The organism is Cellulomonas sp. KRMCY2 (assembly GCF_000526515.1).
Classification (GTDB): Bacteria; Actinomycetota; Actinomycetes; order Actinomycetales; family Cellulomonadaceae; genus Actinotalea.
This window is the reverse complement of record NZ_JAGF01000001.1, coordinates 3150762-3168677: the sequence shown is the minus strand read 5'-3', so window position 1 is coordinate 3168677 and position 17916 is coordinate 3150762. Positions and strand designations below refer to the sequence as shown.

The window sequence follows — 17916 nt, the reverse complement described above, 5'->3', positions numbered from 1 at the left end:
CTCCGGCGACGCCGAGCCGCCCCGGGCTCAGTCGCCCGGTTCGCTGCGCCAGGAGCTGTGCTTGTGACCGGCGACCCAGGCGGCGACCTGGGTCCGGCGCTGCAGCCCCATCTTGGACAGCAGCGAGGTGATGTGGTTCTTGACGGTCTTCTCGGCCACGCCGAGGCGCTCGGCGATCTCCCGGTTGGACATCCCCTCGCCGATGAGGTCGAGCACCTTGCGCTCGCTCGGTGTCAGGTCGGCCGTCGGGTCGTCGTGGTCGGCCCGGCGCCGGGTCACGGTCCGCTCGTCGAGCAGCGTGCGCCCCGCAGCGACCGACCGGATGACGTCGGCGATCTCCGCGCCCCGGACGCTCTTGAGGACGTACGCGGCCGCACCGGCCTGCAGCGCCGCAGCAAGGGCGTCGTCGTCGTCGAACGAGGTCAGGACGATCGCCCGCGCCTCGGGAAGGGTCTCGCGCAACGCGTTCATCAGGTCGATCCCGGTGCCGTCGGGCAGCTGCAGGTCGACCAGCATCACCTGGGGGCGGACGAGCGTCGCGCGCCTGACACCCTCGGCGACGGAGCCCGCCTCGGCGACGACGCCCATGCCTTCTGAACGGTCGACCACCTCGGCGATCCCACGCCTGACGACCTCGTGGTCATCGATGATCATCACGGCAATGTCAGCGGGGCGCCCGGTGAGCGGGGGCGGGACGTTGGCTACCACGGGCCCATCCTAGGGAACTCGTCGGCGGGTCACCGGCAGGCGTGCCGGACGCGGTCGTGATTGACAGTGCGGGCAACGGAACGACGAGCGGTTCATGAAGGCTTCGCGGACCACCGGTGTGCCGCATCGCGGGCACGGCCGACCTGCCTGACCGTAGACCGCCAGGGACCGGTCGAAGTACCCCGATGCACCGTTGACGTCGACGTAGAGCGCGTCGAAGCTCGTCCCGCCGACCACCAGGGCCGCCCGCATGACCTGGTCTGCGGCATCGAGCACCCGGCCGACCTCCACCGGGCGCAGCGCCCCGGTGGGCCGGGCCCCGTGCAGACCCGCCCGCCACAGCGCCTCGTCCGCGTAGATGTTGCCGATCCCCGAGACCAGGGTCTGGTCCAGCAGGGCCCGCTTGATCTCGGTACGCCGCCGCCGCACCGCAGCGACCAGCGCCGGGCGGTCCAGGTACGGGTCCAGGAGGTCCCGTGCGATGTGTGCCACCGGCTCCGGCAGCTCCGCCAGGTCGCTGCCGCGTCCGGCCGGCGCTCCGTCCGGCGTCGGCATCAGGTCGGCGACCGACAGGTGGCCGAAGGTGCGCTGGTCGACGAAGTCGAGCACCCGCGCGCCCGTCGGGCCGTCCAGCACCAGCCGCGTCCGAAGATGCGGGTGGTCCTCGGTCGCTCCGGGCGTGTCGCGGACGAGCAGCTGGCCGCTCATGCCGAGGTGGGCGAGCAGTGCCTCACCGCTGCGGGCGTCGTCCAGCAGGAGCCACAGGAACTTGCCACGTCGCACGGCTGCGGTCAGGGTCCGTCCGACGAGCCGGTTGCGGAAGTCCGCGGGACCCGGCAGGTGGCGCCGGACGCTCGAGGCCCGGCGGACCTCGACCCCGGCGACCGTGCTGCCGAGCACGTGCCGAGCAAGACCGTCACGGACGGTCTCGACCTCTGGCAGCTCAGGCATCGCCCCTGGGGTCCTCGGACCGCTCCGCGGCCAGGACCAGCAGTGCGCGGTAGGCGTTGGCAGCAGCCTCCTGCTCGGCGACCTTCTTGGCGGAGCCGGACCCGGTCCCCCGCACCTCGTCGGCGAGCACGATGCGGGCCGTGAACATCCGCGCGTGGTCCGGACCCTCGCCGTCGCACAGGTACTCCGGCCCGCCGAGCCCCAGGCGCGCAGCGAGCTCCTGCAGGGACGTCTTCCAGTCCAGTCCGGCGCCCAGGTCGGCGGCGACCGCGAGCGTCGGGTCGACCAGGCGCTCGACGACGTCGCGCGCACCGTCGAGGCCGTGGGTCAGGTAGACCGCGCCGAAGACGGCCTCGAGCGTGTCGGAGAGGATCGAGTCCTTGTCCCGGCCACCCGTGGTCAGCTCACCCCTGCCGAGCAGGACGTACGCACCGAGTCCGAGCTCACGCGCGATCGCCGCGAGGGCACGCTGGGACACGGTGGCCGCACGCATCTTGGCCAGCTCGCCCTCGGACAGACCGGGGTGGCGCCGGTAGAGGGCCTCGGTCACGACGAGCCCGAGCACGGTGTCGCCGAGGAACTCGAGGCGCTCGTTGGTCGGGATGCCGCCCGCCTCGTGCGCGAAGGACCGGTGGGTCAGGGACAGCACGAGAAGCTCGGGGTCCAGGTGGACCCCGAGCTTCTCGATCAGCTGGGTCGCAGGTGCGCCGATCATCGACCGCTGCCCCGCGTACGCGCCACGACCTGAGCGGTCAGCGCGACTCGTGCTCGGTGCGCAGCGCCTCGGCGTACTGCCGGCCGTTGTAGGCACCGCAGGCCGGGCACGCGATGTGCGGCAGCTTGTTGGCCTTGCAGCGCGGGCAGGTCGTGAGGGTCGCGGCGGTCGTCTTCCACTGCGACCGACGCGCACGGGTGTTGCTGCGCGACATCTTGCGCTTCGGAACAGCCACGGCTAGCTCTCTTTCGTGTCGTCGAACATGTTCTTCATCCGGTCGAGCTCGGCCCACCGGGGGTCAAGGACCTCGTGCGTGTGCTCGGTGTTCTCCGGATCTGCCAGGCGCGCCCCGCACTGCGGGCACAGACCAGGGCAGTCCGACGAGCACACCGGGCGGAACGGTAGCGCAGGCACCACCGTGTCGCGCAGTGCGGGCTCGAGGTCGATCAGCTCGCCCTCCAGCTCACGCACGTCTTCCTCGTCGTCCCCGTCCTCGACTGCGACCTGGGCACGCTCGGGGTAGACGTACAGCTCCTGCAGGTCCACGTCGATGTCCTCGACGATCTCTGCGAGGCACCGGACGCACTCCCCGACCGCCCGGCCACGGACGGATCCGGAGACCAGGACCCCCTCCATCACGGCCTCGAGGCGAAGTGCGAGCTCGAGGTCGTCACCGGCGGGGATGCCGATCACGGCGGTACCGAGATCCTCCGGCGCAGGAACAGTGAGCAGCAACGGGCGCATCGTCCCCGGTCGGCGACTGAGCTCATGTGTGTCGAGCACTAGCGGCGAACGGGGATCGAGGGTGATCGGGCGCTCCACGGCGTCGGTCCAAGGTCGAGGGGTCTCGGTCCACGCCACGAGCGGCAGGACCAACCGGCAATGCTACGGCATCGGCTCCGGGTGCCCAAACGCCGGACGGGCGCCGCGCGCGTCGCCCGCTGTGCGGCGACGTGCGCGCCTACACCTCGTCCAGGCGGTCGGCGAGCTTGGCGCGACCGGCCTGGACCTGGGCGATGACCTTGCCCAGGTCGATCTCGAAGTCCGCGAGCTGCCGGTCGCAGTAGTCGTCCGCGTCCCGGCGCAGCCCGGCAGCCGTCCGATCGGCGTCCGCGAGGATCTCGTCGGCCCGCACCCGTGCGGCCACGACCACCTGCTCGGCGCTGACCAGCTCCTCGGCCCGGCGCCGTGCCGTCGCGATGATCTGCTCGGCCTCGGCACGCGCCTGGGCCAGGACGTCGTCGGCCCCGGCGAGGACCTCGTCCGCCTGGCTGAGCTGGGTCGGCAGCACCGCGTGGGCCTGCCCGAGCAGGTCCAGCACCTCGGCCCGGTTGACCAGCACCGAGGAGGACATCGGCATGCTCCGCGCCTGCGCCAGGACGTTCTCGAGAGCATCGAGGATCCCGGTCAGGCCCTCCGGCTGCCTGCGCTCGTCGTCCAGCTCGCTCATGTCGCTCTCCTTGGTCGGTCCGAAGCGGACGTCATCGAGTCTGCCCCCAGGACCGAGTCTGCCCCCGGCACCGAGTCTGCCCCCAGCGCGGCCAGGCGGGCACGGACCACGTCCGCGACGCCGTCCGGCACGAGGTCGTCGATCCGGCCACCGTGCCGTGCCACGTCCTTGACCAGCGACGACGCGATGTGCGCGACGGACCTGTCCGCCGGGACGAAGACCGTCTCGATGCCCGTCAGGTGACGGTTGATCAAGGCCATCGGCAGCTCGGCGTCGTAGTCGGCACCGGACCGCAGACCCTTGACCATGGCGTCCGCGCCGATCTCCCGGCAGAAGTCGACGAGCAGTCCCGGCACCCGCTCGACCCGTACCGAGGCATGGCCCGCCAGGGCCTGGCGCGCCAGGTCGACCCGCTCGTCGACGCTCAGGAGCATGCGCTTGGTAGCGTTCGTCGCGACCGCGACGACCACCTCGTCGAAGAGCTGCGCGGCACGTCCGATGACGTCCAGGTGACCGAGCGTGATGGGGTCGAAGGATCCCGGGCAGACGGCGATGCTCACCCCGTCACCTTAGGACCCTGCTGCGCCGGGGTGGTCGGCGGTCGCACGAGCCAGGTCCGGCGTCGGCGCCGGTGCGGGTGCGGCGAACCACAGGACCGTCTCCCCGTAGCGTCGTTCGTCGGTCCTGACCAGACCCGTCACGTCGCGCTGCCGCGGCCCGACCGGGGATCGCCCCGCGCCCCGGGCACCGGGCCAGGTCGGCTCGGGCGATCGCACCGAGCGTTCGACCACGACGACGGCATCGGGCGCCAGGTGCCCCGCCACGGCGGCGAGCACGGCGGCCAGGTCGTCCTCGGCCAGCTCGTACGGCGGGTCGACGAGCACGAGGTCCACCGGGTCGCCGGAGGGGCGGGACACGAACGGGAGCACCTTCTCGACGACGACGCGCACGCCGGGCAGCCCGAGCGTCGCGATGTTCTGGCGACACACCTCAGCAGCCGCACGCGCCGACTCGACCAGGACGACGTCCCGCGCGCCGCGGCTCGCCGCCTCGAGGCCCATCGCCCCCGACCCCGCGTAGAGGTCGAGCACTCGGGCGCCCTCGAGGACGCCCGAGTGCTCGAGCCGGGAGAACAGCGCCTCGCGGACCCGGTCGCTCGTCGGGCGGGTGCCCGTGCCCGGGACCCGCAGGGTGCGCCCACCCGCCGCTCCGGCCACGATCCTCGTCACGGCCACCAGGCTAGGCCCCACGTCGCCGCCGGCACGAGCGCGACGTCCGCCCGGCGGGGCCCGAGCGGGCCGCAGGCGCGGGAGCGACGGTCAGGCCCGGTCGAGGAACTCCTCGCGCGTCGGGTCGAGCCAGGTCTCGATCGCGCTGCGCAGGGCCGGCGACGCTGCCAGGTCCGGGTCCTGCGCCACGATCTCGGCGGCGTCCTCGCGGGCCTCGGCGATCACGTCGGCATCGCGTACGACCCGCAGCAGCCGCAGCGAGCTCGCACCACCGGACTGCGACGCACCCAGGACGTCGCCCTCGCGGCGCAGCTCCAGGTCGACGGTGGCCAGCCGGAAGCCGTCGGTCGTCTCGGCGAGCGTCTGGACCCGGGTCGCCGCGTCGCTGCCCTCCGGCGCCTCCGAGACCAGCAGGCACAGCCCCGGGGCAGTGCCACGACCGACCCGTCCGCGGAGCTGGTGCAGCTGGGACAGGCCGAACCGGTCGGCGTCGAGCACGACCATCACCGTCGCCTCGGGGACGTCGACGCCCACCTCGATCACCGTCGTGCTGACCAGCAGCTGATCCTCGCCCGCGGCGAACCGGGCCATCACGACGTCCTTCTCCCCCGCGGGCAGCCTGCCGTGCAGCACGCCGATCCGGATCCCGGACAGCGCCGGATGGGCGGCGAGCTCCTGCGCGACCTCGAGCACCGCGCGCAGCGACCGGCGCTCGGGCTCCTGAGCCGCCGGGGCGACCATGGGCTCCCAGCCGTCGTCGGCACCGTCACCGGGGCCGACAAGATCGGTGACCAGGTCGGCGTCATCGGTCGCGTCGCCGACGCAGGCCGGGTCGTCCGGGCTGATCCGGGGACACACCACGTAGACGCGATGGCCGGCGTCGATCTCCTCGCGGACCCGCTGCCACGTCCGCGCCGTCCACGCGACGTTGCCGGACGGGACGACATGGGTCGTCACACCCGGTCGTCCGGCGGGGACCTCGGCGAGGGTCGACACCTCGAGGTCACCGAAGACAGTCATCGCGACCGTGCGCGGGATCGGCGTCGCCGTCATCACCAGCAGGTGCACGACCGTCGCGCCACGGGTCCGCAGCTCGTCGCGCTGCTCGACCCCGAACCGGTGCTGCTCGTCGACCACCACGAGGCCGAGGTCGGCGAACTGGACCTTCTCACCGAGCAGCGCATGGGTGCCGACGACGATGCCGGCACGGCCCGAGGCGGCGTCCAGCAGCGCCTCGCGGCGGGCCGCCGTCGACTGCGACCCGGTCAGCAGCGCGATCCGGGTGGCGTTCTCCGCACCGCCGAGCATGCCCTGCTCGGCCAGGGGTCCGAGCAGCGACCGCAACGTGCGCAGGTGCTGGGACGCGAGCACCTCGGTGGGCGCCAGCAGGGCGGTCTGGCCACCGGAGTCGACCACCTGGAGCATGGCGCGCAGCGCGACGACCGTCTTGCCGGAGCCGACCTCGCCCTGGAGCAGGCGCTGCATCGGCCGCGGCCGGGCCAGGTCCTCGGCGATCTGGCCGCCGACCTCCCGCTGCCCGCCGGTCAGCGTGAACGGCAGCCGCGCGTCGAAGGCCGCGAGCAGGCTCGGCGCACCCGGCGCGGCACCGGTCCGGGCCACGGCGTCCTGGCCGGCGACCTCGGCGCGCCGTCGGGCCAGTGCGGCCTGCAGGACGAAGGCCTCCTCGTAGCGCAGACGCCGCCGCGCCCCGCGCCAGTCGGCTGCGGTGAACGGCTCGTGCACGTCCTTGAGCGCCTGGTGCAGGCCGATCAGACCGCGACGCTCGCGGACCGACGCCGGGATCGGGTCGGGCAGGTCACCGGGCGTCAGCGGGTCGAGGACGGTGCGCACGGCCCGCTGGATCCGCCAGGTGGGCACCGCGGCGCTCGCCGGGTAGATCGGGATCGGACGGCTCACCTCGACCAGCGCAGCCTCCTCGTCCTCGGCGTCCACCCCGACGATCTGGTAGTCCGGGTGGGTCAGCTGCAGCTCGCCGCGGTAGGCGCCGACCGTGCCGGTGAACAGGCCGACCCGGCCGGGCCGGAGCTTGGCCTCGTGACCGCCGAGCGATCCACGCCGCTTGGCGAAGAAGGTCAGCGAGAGCTCACGCCGACCGTCGGTGACTGTCGCCTGCAGCATCGCGCCGCCACGTGAGCGCATGTCCCGCACCGTGGCCTGCCGGACCTCGGCCATCACCGTGACGTGCTCGCCGACGGCGATCGACGAGAGGTCGGTCAGCCGACCCGGCTCGGAGTACCGACGCGGGTAGTGCCGCAGCAGGTCCGAGCTCGTGTGCAGGCCGAGCTTGGCCAGCGGGCCGGCGGTTCGTGGACCGAGGAGCCGGTCGAGCGACTCGCCGAGCCGATCGGAGCCCATCAGGCGGTCCGTCGTCACTCGACCCCCAGCGCGACCGCACCGCCGGGACCACCACCGCTCAGCACGACGATCTCGACGTCGGCCCGGGCGGTCGCGAGAGCGGCACGCAGACGGTCGAGCGCCTGCGGCACGGTGCCCTCCGCCGCCAGGACGGTGACCAGCGAACCACCGGCGGCCAGCATCGACAGGGCGACGGCGAGCATCTGCTCAGCGTGCAGGTCCCCGCTGACATCCGCCTCGGCCGGGGCCGGCACGGCGGCGGTGCGGACCGCGACGACCGCACCCGTGACCTCGGCCAGGAGCTCCGGCACGGGGGCGTCGGCCCTGCTCGCGAGGGTTGCCGCGCCGACGACGACCTGGATCTCGTCGAGCCGGTCCAGGACGTCGACGACGGGTCGGGCGGGTCGCCCGTCGGACTGGCCCATCCGTGTCATCGCGTCCTCGGTGGCCGGCAGCAGATCGGCGGCCGCCAGCAGGAGGACGCGGTCGGCGCCCGTGTCGTCGACCGCGCGCCACAGCTCGGCACCGGCCGTCCCACCAGGGGGCACCAGGACGACGACCGCTCCCGCGCGCGCCAGGTCGGGTACGAGTCCCGGCGAACCCGTGACGGTGACCAGCCCGAGCGTCGGCCGGTGCCGGCCGTGCACGCCGGACTGGCTGGCCAGGTGCCGCACCCTGATCTGGCTCGGCGCCGCCCCGACGACCGACGGCGCACCGATCGCCTCGACCGGTCGGTCGGTGTGCACGTGGGCCTGCCACAGACCGTCCCCACCGACGACGGCGACCGACTGCCCCACACCGGACAGCGCCGCGCGCAGGGCGGCCGCGACGGCGTCGTCGGCTCCAGGGTGGTCGGCCGGCTCGGCGACGACGAGGTACATGACCTCGAACTCGCCGACACCCCCCGTCGACGCCGTAGTCGCCGCCTCGACCTGACCCACCCGGTCACCGCGCCGGTCCCCGCTGGTGGCACCGTCGTCGGTGGCACCGTGAGTGGCGCCGTCGTGGGTGGCACCGTCGTGCGTCCCGCAGCCCTCGTGGCCGGCGCACGGCGCCGACGACACCGGCCGACCGAGCGCCTGAGCGAGGGCGTCGAGCACGACGAGCAGCCCCCATGCCCCGGCGTCGAGCACACCTGCCGCGCGCAACGCGGGGAGCTGGGACGGCGTCCTGCGCAGGGCCTCGTACCCGCGGCTGATGCCGGCCTCGAGCACGACGAGGGTGTCGTCCGCGCCGGGCAGCGCGGCGTCCTGCGCCGCCTGGGCGCCCTCGCTGACGGCACGGGCGATCGTCAGCACGGTGCCCTCGACCGGCTGCGCGACGGCCTGGTAGGCGGCGTCGGTCGCGTTCCGGAGGCCCGCGACGACGGCGCGCGCGGAGACCTCGACGCTCGTGGCGCCTGCGACCGTCGACCCCCCGCCGGCAGCGGCGGCGCCCGATGCGGCGACCACACCGCGCAGGAAGGCTCCCAGGTACTGGCTGACGATCACGCCGGAGTTGCCGCGCGCCCCGATCAGCGCGCCGCGGGCGATCGCCCGGACGACGTCGCCGAGCCCGGCCGCCTGCGGAAGGCGTGCCACGGCGTCGCGCGCCTCGGCCAGGGTGAGGTACAGGTTGGTGCCGGTGTCGGAGTCCGCCACCGGGAAGACGTTGAGCCAGTCGAGCTCGGCCCGATGAGCCTGGACCGACGTCGCAGCCAGCCGGGCCCAGCGACGCGCGGTGGCGGCGTCGACGTGCACCGGTCCGGTGGGCTGAGCGTTCACCGACCCTGCCTCCTCCGCGTCGAGCAGTCGAGCCGGCGGTTCCGTTTGGGACCGCGCCTGCGATCGGATACCCTATCGAGGTTGCCCGGCCACGCCTGGGCACCGCGAGGGGCTGTACCGATCTGGTGCCGAGCCGCTCGCGCAACCAGACAGATACCTCGCCGCCCTCGTCATGAGCGCGTGGCCTGCATGACGATCAGGAGAGAACGTGGCTGCCAACTGCGACGTCTGCGGCAAGGGCCCGGGCTTCGGGCACAGCATCTCGCACTCCCACCGCCGCACCAAGCGTCGCTGGAACCCCAACATCCAGCGGGTGCGCGCTGTGGTCGCCGGCTCGCCGAAGCGCCTGCACGTGTGCACCTCGTGCCTCAAGGCCGGCAAGGTCCAGCGCCCCGCCTGACCGTTCGGCCGCGCCGGGCTCGCACGCCCGGGTACCGGCCGCACCCCGAACAGCTCTCGACGCCCGCGGAGATCCTCCGCGGGCGTCGTGCTGTCCGGGGCCGCCCTGCCCGTCCAAGAGACGACCAAGAACGAGGCAAGGACTGGCCCGCATCGGATTCCGATGGCAGGGTGTCCGTCATGGTGGAGGACCTGATCGACGTGACCATCCGACCGGCGACGGTCGACGACGCAGAGGCGATCGCCCAGGTTCACGTCGCCTCCTGGCGGCAGGCCTACACGGGTGTCGTGGCGGAGGACTACCTCGCCGGTCTGGACGTGACGAGCCGCGCAGCCTGGTGGCGGGAGCACCTCGGTGGAGCCACCCGCGGCCTGCGCGTGTGGGTCGCTCAGGACGAGGGACGTGTCGTCGGGTTCTCGTCCCTGGGCCCGAGCATCGACGAGGACGCCGAGCGGAACACGCTGCAGATCTACACGATCTACCTCGAGCCGACCTTCTGGGGGCACGGCGTGGCCCGCGAGCTCATGCGCACGGTCCTGTCGAGCGTGCCGGACGGCGCGCCGGTGACCCTGTGGGTCCTGGCCGCCAACGAACGGGCGCGCCACTTCTACCGCCGCAACGGGTTCACCGCCGACGGGGTCGAGCGGCTCGAGGAGATCGGCGGCGAACGGCACCGCGAGGTCCGCTACCGCCGCGGCTGACCGAGGGTCGTCAGGCCCGGAAGTGGTCCCAGCCGGTTGCCGCGACCGGGGAGGGGCCACCGTCGACCAGCACGCCCGCGACCGACCCGCCGTCCACCGCCCGCACCCGACCGACGGGACGGAACGGCGGCGGCAGCACGGCGTCCGGCGGGAAGGTCGCGAGCAGACCGTGGTCCTCGCCGCCGGCCAGGACCCACGCGAGCGCGTCGGCGCCGAGCCGGCGTGCGACGGGCTCGAGCACGCCGAGATCCTCGCCGAAAGCCCGCCGCGGCTCGACCAGGTCGACGACGACGCCGCCGGCGCGGGCCAGGCGCGCCGCATCCCGCAGGAGGCCGTCCGACACGTCCAGCATCGCCGTGGCACCGTGCTCCGCTGCGAGCAGCCCGGCCCGCACCGGGGCGACCGGGCGGCGGTAGGCCGCCAGAAGCTGCTCGTCGGCACCGCCGGAGCCGTGGGTCCCGTCAGCGCCGCCGTCACCTCCGCCGGCACCCGCCGTCAGCAGCGCGAGACCCGCGGCCGAGCGACCGCACGTGCCCGCATGGGCGACGACGTCTCCCGGCCTGGCACCGCGGCGCAGGACAGCCGCCCGGCCGCCGAGGTCGCCGAGGACCGTGACCGCCACGACGACCTCGGTGCCGCCCGAGAGGTCACCGCCCACGACGCCGACCCCGTGCGGGCGGCACGCCGCAGCGAGGCCGCCTGCGAGGTCGAGCACCCACCGGACCGGAAGGTCGGTGGGCAGGACGAGGCCGACGACCAGCGCCGTGGGTGCAGCCCCCATCGCGGCGATGTCGGACAGGTTCTGCACCGCGGCCCGCCAGCCGACGTCGTACCCGGACGACCAGTCCAGGCGGAAGTGCCGACCTGAGACCAGGACATCGGTCGAGATCACGACGCGACCGTCGGGTGCCGCGAGCACGGCGGCGTCGTCGCCGGGACCGAGCAGCGTCGCGTCGCCGGTCGGCAGCAGGGGGAAGACCTGCGCGAGGAGCGCGTCCTCGCCCAGGTCGGCAACGGTCGGTCCGGGCGCGCTGCTGCGCAGGTGTTCCACGGCTGCCACGCTACCGAGCGACACCCGCGCCCACCGACCACGCGTCCGGGGCTAGCGTTGCGTCGTGCGCTGTGATCTCGGACGTCTCGGACCACTGACCGTGCTCGGGCTCACCGCCACCCTCATGACCGGATGCTCGCAGCCGGTCCCGGTGCCGGTCGCGCCCTACGCGGGCGACCCGCTGTGCGCGGAGGTCGTCCTGGCCCTGCCGCGGGATCTCGGTGACCTGGGGCGTCTGGAGACCGGCAGCCAGGCGACCGTCGCGTGGGGCGACCGGCTCGACCCGATCGTCCTGCGCTGCGGCGTCGAGCCACCGGGGCCGACGACGGACCCGTGCGTCGTGGCCGACGACGGCCGGACGAGCGTGGACTGGGTGGCAGTCTCCGGTCCGGCCGACGAGGACGGCAACGCCCCGTGGACCTTCACGACGTACGGCAGGTCGCCGGCCGTCGAGGTGCGCGTGCCCGCGTCCGTCACCGCGTCCCGCTCGACGTCCTTCCTGCTCGACCTGGGCGAGGCCGTCTCGCGGGTCGACCAGACCCGGACCTGCCTGTGACACGGACCTGCTGTGCCACGAGCCTGCCGGTGACACGGACCTGCCGGTGCGGCCACCGACGGGTCGCGCGCCGATAGGATCGCGCCAGACGTGACGACGAAGGGAGTCCCGGCGTGACAACCGAGCTCGAACGGGTCGCAGTGATCGCCGGAGGGCTGTCGAACGAGCGCGAGGTCTCCATGCGCTCGGGGCGACGAGCTCTGTACGCCCTCGGCCAGGCAGGTCTCGACGCGGCGCTGTACGACGCCGACGAGTCCTTGCTGGACCGGCTCGTCAGCGACCACATCGACGCGGCCTACATCGCCGTGCACGGAGCCAGTGGCGAGGACGGCTCCCTCCAGACGGCACTCGAGCTGATCGGCATGCCGTACGTCGGCTCCCCGCCCGGCGCATGCCACCTCGCCTGGGACAAGGTCGTGTCGAAGGAGCTCATGTCGCGGGCGGACCTCGCGACGCCGGCCTGGGTCGCGATCTCGTCCCGCTCCTTCCGCGAGCTCGCACCGCCGCAGATCGTCCGCTCGATCGCCGAGAAGCTGGGCCTTCCGGTCGTGGTCAAGCCTGCGACCAGCGGCTCGACCCTCGGGATGAGCCTCGTCGAGGACGCTGCCGACCTCCCGTCGGCCCTGGTGCGGTGCTTCACCTTCGGTGAGGTCGCCTTGATCGAGCAGTACGTCGTGGGACGAACGATCGAGGTCGTCGTGGTCGAGGACGAGGTGCCGACCGCGCTGCCGCCCGCTGCCTTCGACAATCCCGGGACGTCCCCGTTCTCGTTCGAGGCCCGCTACGCAGCCGACCTCATCACGATCTCGCTGCCCGCACCGCTGCCCGACGCCGCCCTGGACGCCTCGGCCCGTGCAGCCGAGCTGGCCCACCGGGTGCTGGGACTTCGCGACCTCTCGCGCACCGACCTCATCGTCGACGAGGCCGGCACGCCATGGTTCCTCGAGGCGTCGACCTCCCCGGGCCTGACCGAGACGTCCGTCCTGCCGCTGGCCGCGGCCGAGGTCGGTCGCCCGCTCGGTCACCTGCTGGCCGACCTGCTGCGCAAGGCCCACCAGCGCGCCGGCGCCTGAGGACCCTGCGTCTGAGCACGCGGCCGGGTCTGAGCAGGCGCGACCGAGTCTGAGCACGCCCGGACCGTCTGAGCGCGCGCGGACGCCCGGCCGACGAGTCCGGCCTCAGCCGCGCGGGCCCTCCAGGCCGACCAGCTTGCCGCTGATCCCTCCTGCTGCGCGCAGCGCTGCCCCGGAGCCGAACCCACTGGCCACCGTCGGCACGCCTGCGTCCCGTGCCTCGACGAGAGCGTCCAGCAGGATCTCGCCCGCGCCGTGCTTCGGTGCCCACAGGTACAGGGCCATCGCGCCGGGCACCGAGTTGACCTCGTTGACGTACAGATCCAGGGTCGTCGGGTTGTACAGGAGGTCGACCCGCACGACGCCGGTCAGCCGCGTCACGGCCGCCACCCGCCGGGCGAGGTCCCCGGAGAGGGTCGTCACCTCGGCCGGGACCTGCGCCGGCAGCTCGCGCGGTGCGGTGGCCAGGCCCGCCTGCTCGCCGGCCTGACCGGCCAGGTACTTCTCCGCGTAGGAGTAGACGCCGCCTTCGGTGCCCCGCAGCGGCCGCTCGAGGTCGGAGACCTCCAGCGTCGGCGCGGTGCGGAACGAGATGTTGAGGTCGACGAGGTCCGACCGGAACGGCTCGACGACGGCGCCGGCGCGCAGGTGGGTGCTCGTCCGCAGCAGCACGCGGGCGGCCGCGAGGTCGTCGACGATCTCGATCCCGATCGAGGAGCCGCCGAACCGCGGCTTGACGATGTAGGGGCCGTCGAAGGCGGGCTCGCTCACGGCGTCCAGCGGGGCACGCTCGAGGGACGGGACGCCGGCGGCAACCATGACCGCACCGAAGGCCAGCTTGTCCATGCCGAGCGCCGACGCGTAGAGGCTCGAGCCGGTGGCCGGGACGCCGAGCAGGGCGAACAGGCCGGCGAAGCCGCCGCCCTCGCCGATGCCGCCGTGCAGGCAGCTCAGGGCCGCGTCGATGTCCAGGCGCTCGGACCGCATGCGGCCCTTGACGAACAGACCGGGGTCGGCGCCGAGCCGGATCTCGACCGGCCGCGAGCCGGACGGCGCGCCCTCGAGGTAGTCACGGGCCTCGGTGCCGGACGGCACGACGAACCAGGCGCCCGTCGGTGACCAGTACAGCGGGATCACCGACTCCCCCGCGCGGGTCAGGACCCGCTCGCTCTGCAGACCCGTGAGGATCGATATCTCGTGCTCCGGGGAAGGTCCCCCGAACACCACGGCCCAGCTCGAGCGTTCGGACATCGCCAACCTTCGCCTCGTCGGTAGCTGCCACCGGCCACCTGTCACGGATAGTGGTCCGGGAGATCGTTCTCGTAGAGTATGACGCCCGCCGGGCCCGCCTTCGCGGTGGCCAGCGGCACGGCCTGGGCCCGCTGGTCGACGACGTCGAACGTCCCGTCACCCTGCTGCGCACCGGCGACGAGCGCGGCGCGGTTCGTCCGGCCCACCACGACCAGGTGTGCACCGGCCTGCGCGGCGGCCCGCGCGAACTCGGCGTTCCGCTCCGCCTGGACGGGGCCGAGCTCGACGATCCCCGGCGTCACGACCACGAGGGTGCCGTCGCGGTCCTTCGCCAGCGCGCCAGCCTCGGCGAGCGCCGCCCGGGCACCGATCGGGTTGGCGTTGTACGTGTCGTCGATGACGAGCAGGCCGGTGCCCGTGTCCTGGAGCTCGGCGCGGTGCGCGGCGCGCGGCAACGACCGCAGCCGGGACGTGAGGGACCCCCGGTCGGCCCCGACCGCCAGGACGACCCCGAGCGCGACGGCGAGGTTCACCGCGTGCGCGACACCGGCGCCGACCGGATGGGTCGTCGTCGTGCCGTCCGGCGCGACGAGCGTCACGAGGCCGCCGGCCAGATCGACGCTGACGTCCGCCAGCACACCGGCCACCGTGCAGGTCACCACGCGCTTGCCCGCCGCGCGGCACCGCTCGGCGAGCGCGGCGAGCTCAGGCGCGTCCACCGGCAGCACCACCGTCCCGGCCCGTTCGGTGATCTCCGACTTCGCGGCCAGCACTGTCGCTGTCGTGCGCATCCGTTCGAGGTGCGCCTCGCCGATCGTCGTGATCACGGCGATGTCCGGCGGGAACAGCCGGCACAGCTCGCGGATCTCGCCCGGGCCGTAGGTGCCCATCTCCGCGACGAACACCTCGGTCCCGTCGACCAGGCCGTCGTTGACCGCACGCGACAGGCCGAGCCGGTTGTTGAAGCTGGCCGGCGACGCGACGACGGCCGTGCTCGCGCTGAGCAGGTGCGCGATGTAGCCCTTGGTCGACGTCTTGCCGTACGAGCCGGTCACGGCGACCACCTGGGGGCGCACCCGCGCCAGACGCCGTTGCGCCTGGGCGACGAAGGGTGCCGAGAGCCTGCGCTCGACGATCTCCATCAGGGCCAGCGCCGCGTCGAGGGTCACCGGGGTCGCCACGGCGAGCAGCGCGAGCGCACCGGGCCCCAGGAGCCAGACGAGCAGGGTGCCGATGCCCAGCTCGAGCACGGCCCACACGGCGACGAGCCGGCGGAGCCGGGCCGTCCAGCCCAGGGCCGAGGTGCTGCCCCGGACGCCCAGACCACGCGGCAGGACGACCACGAGGACCGCAGCCGGGACGGCCAGGATCGCCAGCGACCGCACGCAGGCGGCACCGGCCAGCAGCCCGGCCACGACGGCGAGCAGCAGGTCGAGCCGCGACCGCGAGAGCCAGAGCACCGCGATCCGGCTGACCCGGCCGGCGAGGTAGTGCTCGCGCTGGGCGACCCGCAGCCAGCGCACGCCGGCGAGCGCGACGGCCGCGACGCTGCATGCGACGACCACGGCGACCAGCGCGGCGTTCACCGGCCGTCCTGACCGAGCGGCTCCGTCGGCACCGATTGCTCCGTCGGCACCGTCGGCTCCGTCGGCTCCAGCCGTGCGAGCGCCTCGAGCACCGCGGAGCGGACCTTCGCCTCGAGCGCACCGTCGAGCAGGTGCCCGGCACCGGGGACGACGTCGAGCCGGGCGTCGGGCAGCATCTCGGCCGCCAGCCGGGCCCCGGCGAGCGGTGCCGCGTCGTCGAGCTCGCCCCAGACCATGTGCACGGGCACCGTCAACGTGCGCAGCTGCTCCCGGTAGTCCTCCGAGACGACCCGCACGAGCACGTCGCGCATGACGCCCTGCGCCGCGCGGTAGTCGGCGGACCCGGAGCTGCGGCGGATTCGCTCGATCGCCGAGCCCGGCAGCAGGTGCGCCGTCCGCAGTCGCTTGGCGACCCGCAGCAGGAGCCTCGGGCGCGGTGGTGGGGTCGCGCGCACCAGCGGGACGCCGCTGAGCACGAGGCTGTGCACGAGGTCCGGGCGGGACGCGGCCAGCCGGACCGCCACCCGGCCACCGAAGGAGTGACCGACGACGACGTAGCGACCCGGGCGACCAGGCCGATCAGGTGCAGCGGCGACGGCCTGGTCCGGCGGACCGTAGGCCTCGTCGAGCCCAGCGGCGAGGTGCTCGGCGTAGTCGGCACTCCCCCAGGCCGTCGGCGGCGGGGCAGTCGTGCCGAAGCCGTGCAGGTGGACCGCGAGAGCGTCGGTTCCCTCGAGGATCCGGGAGAAGTCCGCGCCGGACCGGAACCAGCCGTGCAGCGCGAGGACGCGTGGCGGAGCAGCGCCGATCCGGTCGGCGAGCACGTCCCCCGCCAAGACCGTCAGCACGCGTCGAGGCTACCAGCCGGACTGCGGGCGCTCATGTCGGGACCTCGCGCGCGCAACTAGGCTGGCCCGCGTGAACGACCCCTCCGCGACCGGACCGACGACCGACCACTCCCCCGCAACCATCGCCGTCACGGCGGGCCGTCCGACGCGCACCCAGGGCGGGCCGGTCAACCCGCCGGTCGTGCTCTCCTCCACCTACGTCTCGTCGGGCGTCCCCGGACCGGGTGAGCTGCTGTACACGCGCAACGGCACCGAGACCTGGCAGCCGTTCGAGGAAGCCCTCAGCGCGCTCGAGGACGCCCGTCTACCGGCCCTGGTGTTCGGCTCCGGCATGGCTGCCATCGCCGCCGCCGTCTCGCTGGTCCCCGCGGGTGGGCGCCTGGTGCTGCCGCGCCACTCGTACCAGATGAGCCTTGCGCTCATGGCCGATCTGACCACCCGCACCGGCCTGCAGGTCGAGACCGTCGACATCGCCGACACCGACGCCACGCTCGCCGCCGTGCGCGGCACGGACGGCCGACCGGCAGCGGACCTGCTCTGGATCGAGTCACCGACGAACCCGATGCTCGAGATCGCCGACCTGCCGGCCCTGGCAGCCGGTGCCCGCGCCGCCGGCGCGCTCGTCGTGGTCGACAACACGTTCTCGACGCCCCTCGGGCAGCAGCCCTTGCGGATGGGCGCGGACGTGGTCGTTCACTCGGTGACCAAGTACCTGGCGGGGCACTCCGACGTCGTGCTCGGAGCGGCGGTGACCGACAACCCCGCGCTGCGCGAGCGGATGGCCACCTACCGGACGGTGCACGGCGCGATCGCGGGGCCGTGGGAGGTCTGGCTGGCGCTGCGCGGCCTTCGCACCCTCGCCCTGCGGGTCGAGCGGGCCCAGGACAACGCGGCGGTGCTGGCCTGGCGGCTGTCGCGTCACCCTCGGGTCGCCGAGGTCCGCCACCCGAGCCTGCCCGACGACCCTGGGCACGTCCGCGCGTCGCGCCTGCTGCGTGGCTACGGCTCGATCATCGGCATCCGCCCCCGGGGCGGCCCGGCCGCGGCCGACGCCGTCGTCGACGCCGTGCGCCTGTGGCTCCCCGCGACGAGCCTGGGCGGGGTGGAGTCGAGCCTCGAGCGTCGTCGGCGCTTCCCCACCGAGTCGCCCACGGTCCCGGCGGACCTGCTCCGGCTGTCCGTCGGCATCGAGGACGTCGAGGACCTCTGGGCGGATCTCGAGCAGGCGCTCGACACCGAGCGCTAGCCGGACGGCCCG

General features: G+C 73.8%; 19 protein-coding genes. 5 read left to right on the top strand and 14 right to left on the bottom strand.

All coding sequences use genetic code 11. The features are described 5' to 3' along the window. Nucleotides 1-27: 27 nt before the first annotated feature. From K415_RS0114930 to K415_RS0114885, 10 genes are all read right to left on the bottom strand, one after another. Entirely contained in the window at nucleotides 28-654 is a 627-nt protein-coding gene (locus tag K415_RS0114930; RefSeq protein ID WP_024287848.1) for a response regulator transcription factor, read from the bottom strand. 63 nt (nucleotides 655-717) lie between these two features. Further along, nucleotides 718-1659 carry a bifunctional DNA-formamidopyrimidine glycosylase/DNA-(apurinic or apyrimidinic site) lyase gene (gene mutM, locus K415_RS0114925; RefSeq protein ID WP_024287847.1) on the bottom strand — a complete coding sequence of 314 codons (942 nt, stop codon included), beginning with the start codon at nucleotides 1657-1659 and terminating at the stop codon, nucleotides 718-720. Beyond that, a complete protein-coding gene (gene rnc, locus K415_RS0114920) occupies nucleotides 1652-2374 on the bottom strand; it encodes a ribonuclease III (RefSeq protein ID WP_034661314.1) in 723 nt (240 codons plus the stop codon). The genes mutM and rnc overlap by 8 nt, the downstream gene beginning before the upstream one ends. Nucleotides 2375-2411: 37 nt before the next feature. Continuing rightward, entirely contained in the window at nucleotides 2412-2609 is a 198-nt protein-coding gene (rpmF, locus tag K415_RS0114915) for a 50S ribosomal protein L32 (protein WP_024287845.1), read from the bottom strand. Nucleotides 2610-2611: 2 nt separating this feature from the next. After that, nucleotides 2612-3196 carry a DUF177 domain-containing protein gene (locus K415_RS0114910; RefSeq protein ID WP_024287844.1) on the bottom strand — a complete coding sequence of 195 codons (585 nt, stop codon included), beginning with the start codon at nucleotides 3194-3196 and terminating at the stop codon, nucleotides 2612-2614. 139 nt (nucleotides 3197-3335) lie between these two features. Beyond that, nucleotides 3336-3824 carry a hypothetical protein gene (locus K415_RS0114905; RefSeq protein ID WP_024287843.1) on the bottom strand — a complete coding sequence of 163 codons (489 nt, stop codon included), beginning with the start codon at nucleotides 3822-3824 and terminating at the stop codon, nucleotides 3336-3338. Next, on the bottom strand, nucleotides 3821-4384 hold the full coding sequence (gene coaD / locus K415_RS0114900) for a pantetheine-phosphate adenylyltransferase (protein WP_024287842.1): 564 nt from the start codon (nucleotides 4382-4384) through the stop codon (nucleotides 3821-3823). Before coaD ends, K415_RS0114905 begins: the two co-directional genes overlap by 4 nt. A 9-nt stretch (nucleotides 4385-4393) precedes the next feature. Continuing rightward, nucleotides 4394-5053 (bottom strand): 16S rRNA (guanine(966)-N(2))-methyltransferase RsmD, encoded by a 660-nt coding sequence (gene rsmD / locus K415_RS0114895; RefSeq protein WP_024287841.1) that lies wholly within the window; start codon nucleotides 5051-5053, stop codon nucleotides 4394-4396. Nucleotides 5054-5143: 90 nt separating this feature from the next. Beyond that, nucleotides 5144-7429, bottom strand: a complete 2286-nt coding sequence (locus K415_RS0114890) for an ATP-dependent DNA helicase RecG (RefSeq protein WP_024287840.1) — start codon at nucleotides 7427-7429, stop codon at nucleotides 5144-5146. 14 nt (nucleotides 7430-7443) lie between these two features. Beyond that, nucleotides 7444-9192 carry a DAK2 domain-containing protein gene (locus tag K415_RS0114885; protein WP_081785061.1) on the bottom strand — a complete coding sequence of 583 codons (1749 nt, stop codon included), beginning with the start codon at nucleotides 9190-9192 and terminating at the stop codon, nucleotides 7444-7446. A 208-nt stretch (nucleotides 9193-9400) separates the two neighbouring features. Here K415_RS0114885 and rpmB point away from each other — a divergent pair, with 208 nt between their 5' ends. Beyond that, a complete protein-coding gene (rpmB, locus tag K415_RS0114880; RefSeq protein ID WP_024287838.1) occupies nucleotides 9401-9592 on the top strand; it encodes a 50S ribosomal protein L28 in 192 nt (63 codons plus the stop codon). 179 nt (nucleotides 9593-9771) lie between these two features. After that, a complete protein-coding gene (locus K415_RS0114875) occupies nucleotides 9772-10293 on the top strand; it encodes a GNAT family N-acetyltransferase (protein ID WP_024287837.1) in 522 nt (173 codons plus the stop codon). A 10-nt stretch (nucleotides 10294-10303) separates the two neighbouring features. Here the strand turns inward: K415_RS0114875 and K415_RS0114870 are convergent, their stop codons facing one another. After that, entirely contained in the window at nucleotides 10304-11344 is a 1041-nt protein-coding gene (locus K415_RS0114870; protein WP_231494909.1) for a thiamine-phosphate kinase, read from the bottom strand. A gap of 64 nt (nucleotides 11345-11408) precedes the next feature. On the opposite strand from K415_RS0114870, the gene K415_RS0114865 reads away from it, so the two are divergent. Both K415_RS0114865 and K415_RS0114860 read left to right on the top strand, forming a co-directional pair. Then, complete coding sequence (locus K415_RS0114865) at nucleotides 11409-11900, top strand: DUF3515 domain-containing protein (RefSeq protein WP_231494908.1); 492 nt, start codon at nucleotides 11409-11411, stop codon at nucleotides 11898-11900. A 113-nt stretch (nucleotides 11901-12013) separates the two neighbouring features. Then, a complete protein-coding gene (locus K415_RS0114860; RefSeq protein WP_024287834.1) occupies nucleotides 12014-12973 on the top strand; it encodes a D-alanine--D-alanine ligase in 960 nt (319 codons plus the stop codon). 105 nt (nucleotides 12974-13078) lie between these two features. Here the strand turns inward: K415_RS0114860 and K415_RS0114855 are convergent, their stop codons facing one another. The 3 genes from K415_RS0114855 to K415_RS22935 are packed head-to-tail and all read right to left on the bottom strand — an operon-like array spanning nucleotide 13079 to nucleotide 16658. After that, entirely contained in the window at nucleotides 13079-14224 is a 1146-nt protein-coding gene (locus tag K415_RS0114855) for a hypothetical protein (protein ID WP_024287833.1), read from the bottom strand. A 41-nt stretch (nucleotides 14225-14265) separates the two neighbouring features. Beyond that, entirely contained in the window at nucleotides 14266-15810 is a 1545-nt protein-coding gene (locus tag K415_RS0114850) for a Mur ligase family protein (protein WP_024287832.1), read from the bottom strand. Then, nucleotides 15807-16658 carry an alpha/beta fold hydrolase gene (locus K415_RS22935; RefSeq protein ID WP_024287831.1) on the bottom strand — a complete coding sequence of 284 codons (852 nt, stop codon included), beginning with the start codon at nucleotides 16656-16658 and terminating at the stop codon, nucleotides 15807-15809. The genes K415_RS0114850 and K415_RS22935 overlap by 4 nt, the downstream gene beginning before the upstream one ends. Nucleotides 16659-16728: 70 nt before the next feature. Here K415_RS22935 and K415_RS0114840 point away from each other — a divergent pair, with 70 nt between their 5' ends. Further along, a complete protein-coding gene (locus K415_RS0114840) occupies nucleotides 16729-17904 on the top strand; it encodes a PLP-dependent aspartate aminotransferase family protein (RefSeq protein WP_024287830.1) in 1176 nt (391 codons plus the stop codon). Nucleotides 17905-17916 lie beyond the last annotated feature (12 nt).

Bases quoted from the DNA above. Each gene is read 5' to 3' on its own strand.
- K415_RS0114930 (WP_024287848.1), bottom strand. From the start codon at position 654: ATGATCATCGATGACCACGAGGTCGTCAGGCGTGGGATCGCCGAGGTG.
- mutM (WP_024287847.1), bottom strand. From the start codon at position 1,659: ATGCCTGAGCTGCCAGAGGTCGAGACCGTCCGTGACGGTCTTGCTCGG.
- rnc (WP_034661314.1), bottom strand. From the start codon at position 2,374: ATGATCGGCGCACCTGCGACCCAGCTGATCGAGAAGCTCGGGGTCCAC.
- K415_RS0114905 (WP_024287843.1), bottom strand. From the start codon at position 3,824: ATGAGCGAGCTGGACGACGAGCGCAGGCAGCCGGAGGGCCTGACCGGG.
- K415_RS0114890 (WP_024287840.1), bottom strand. From the start codon at position 7,429: ATGGGCTCCGATCGGCTCGGCGAGTCGCTCGACCGGCTCCTCGGTCCA.
- K415_RS0114875 (WP_024287837.1), top strand. From the start codon at position 9,772: ATGGTGGAGGACCTGATCGACGTGACCATCCGACCGGCGACGGTCGAC.
- K415_RS0114855 (WP_024287833.1), bottom strand. From the start codon at position 14,224: ATGTCCGAACGCTCGAGCTGGGCCGTGGTGTTCGGGGGACCTTCCCCG.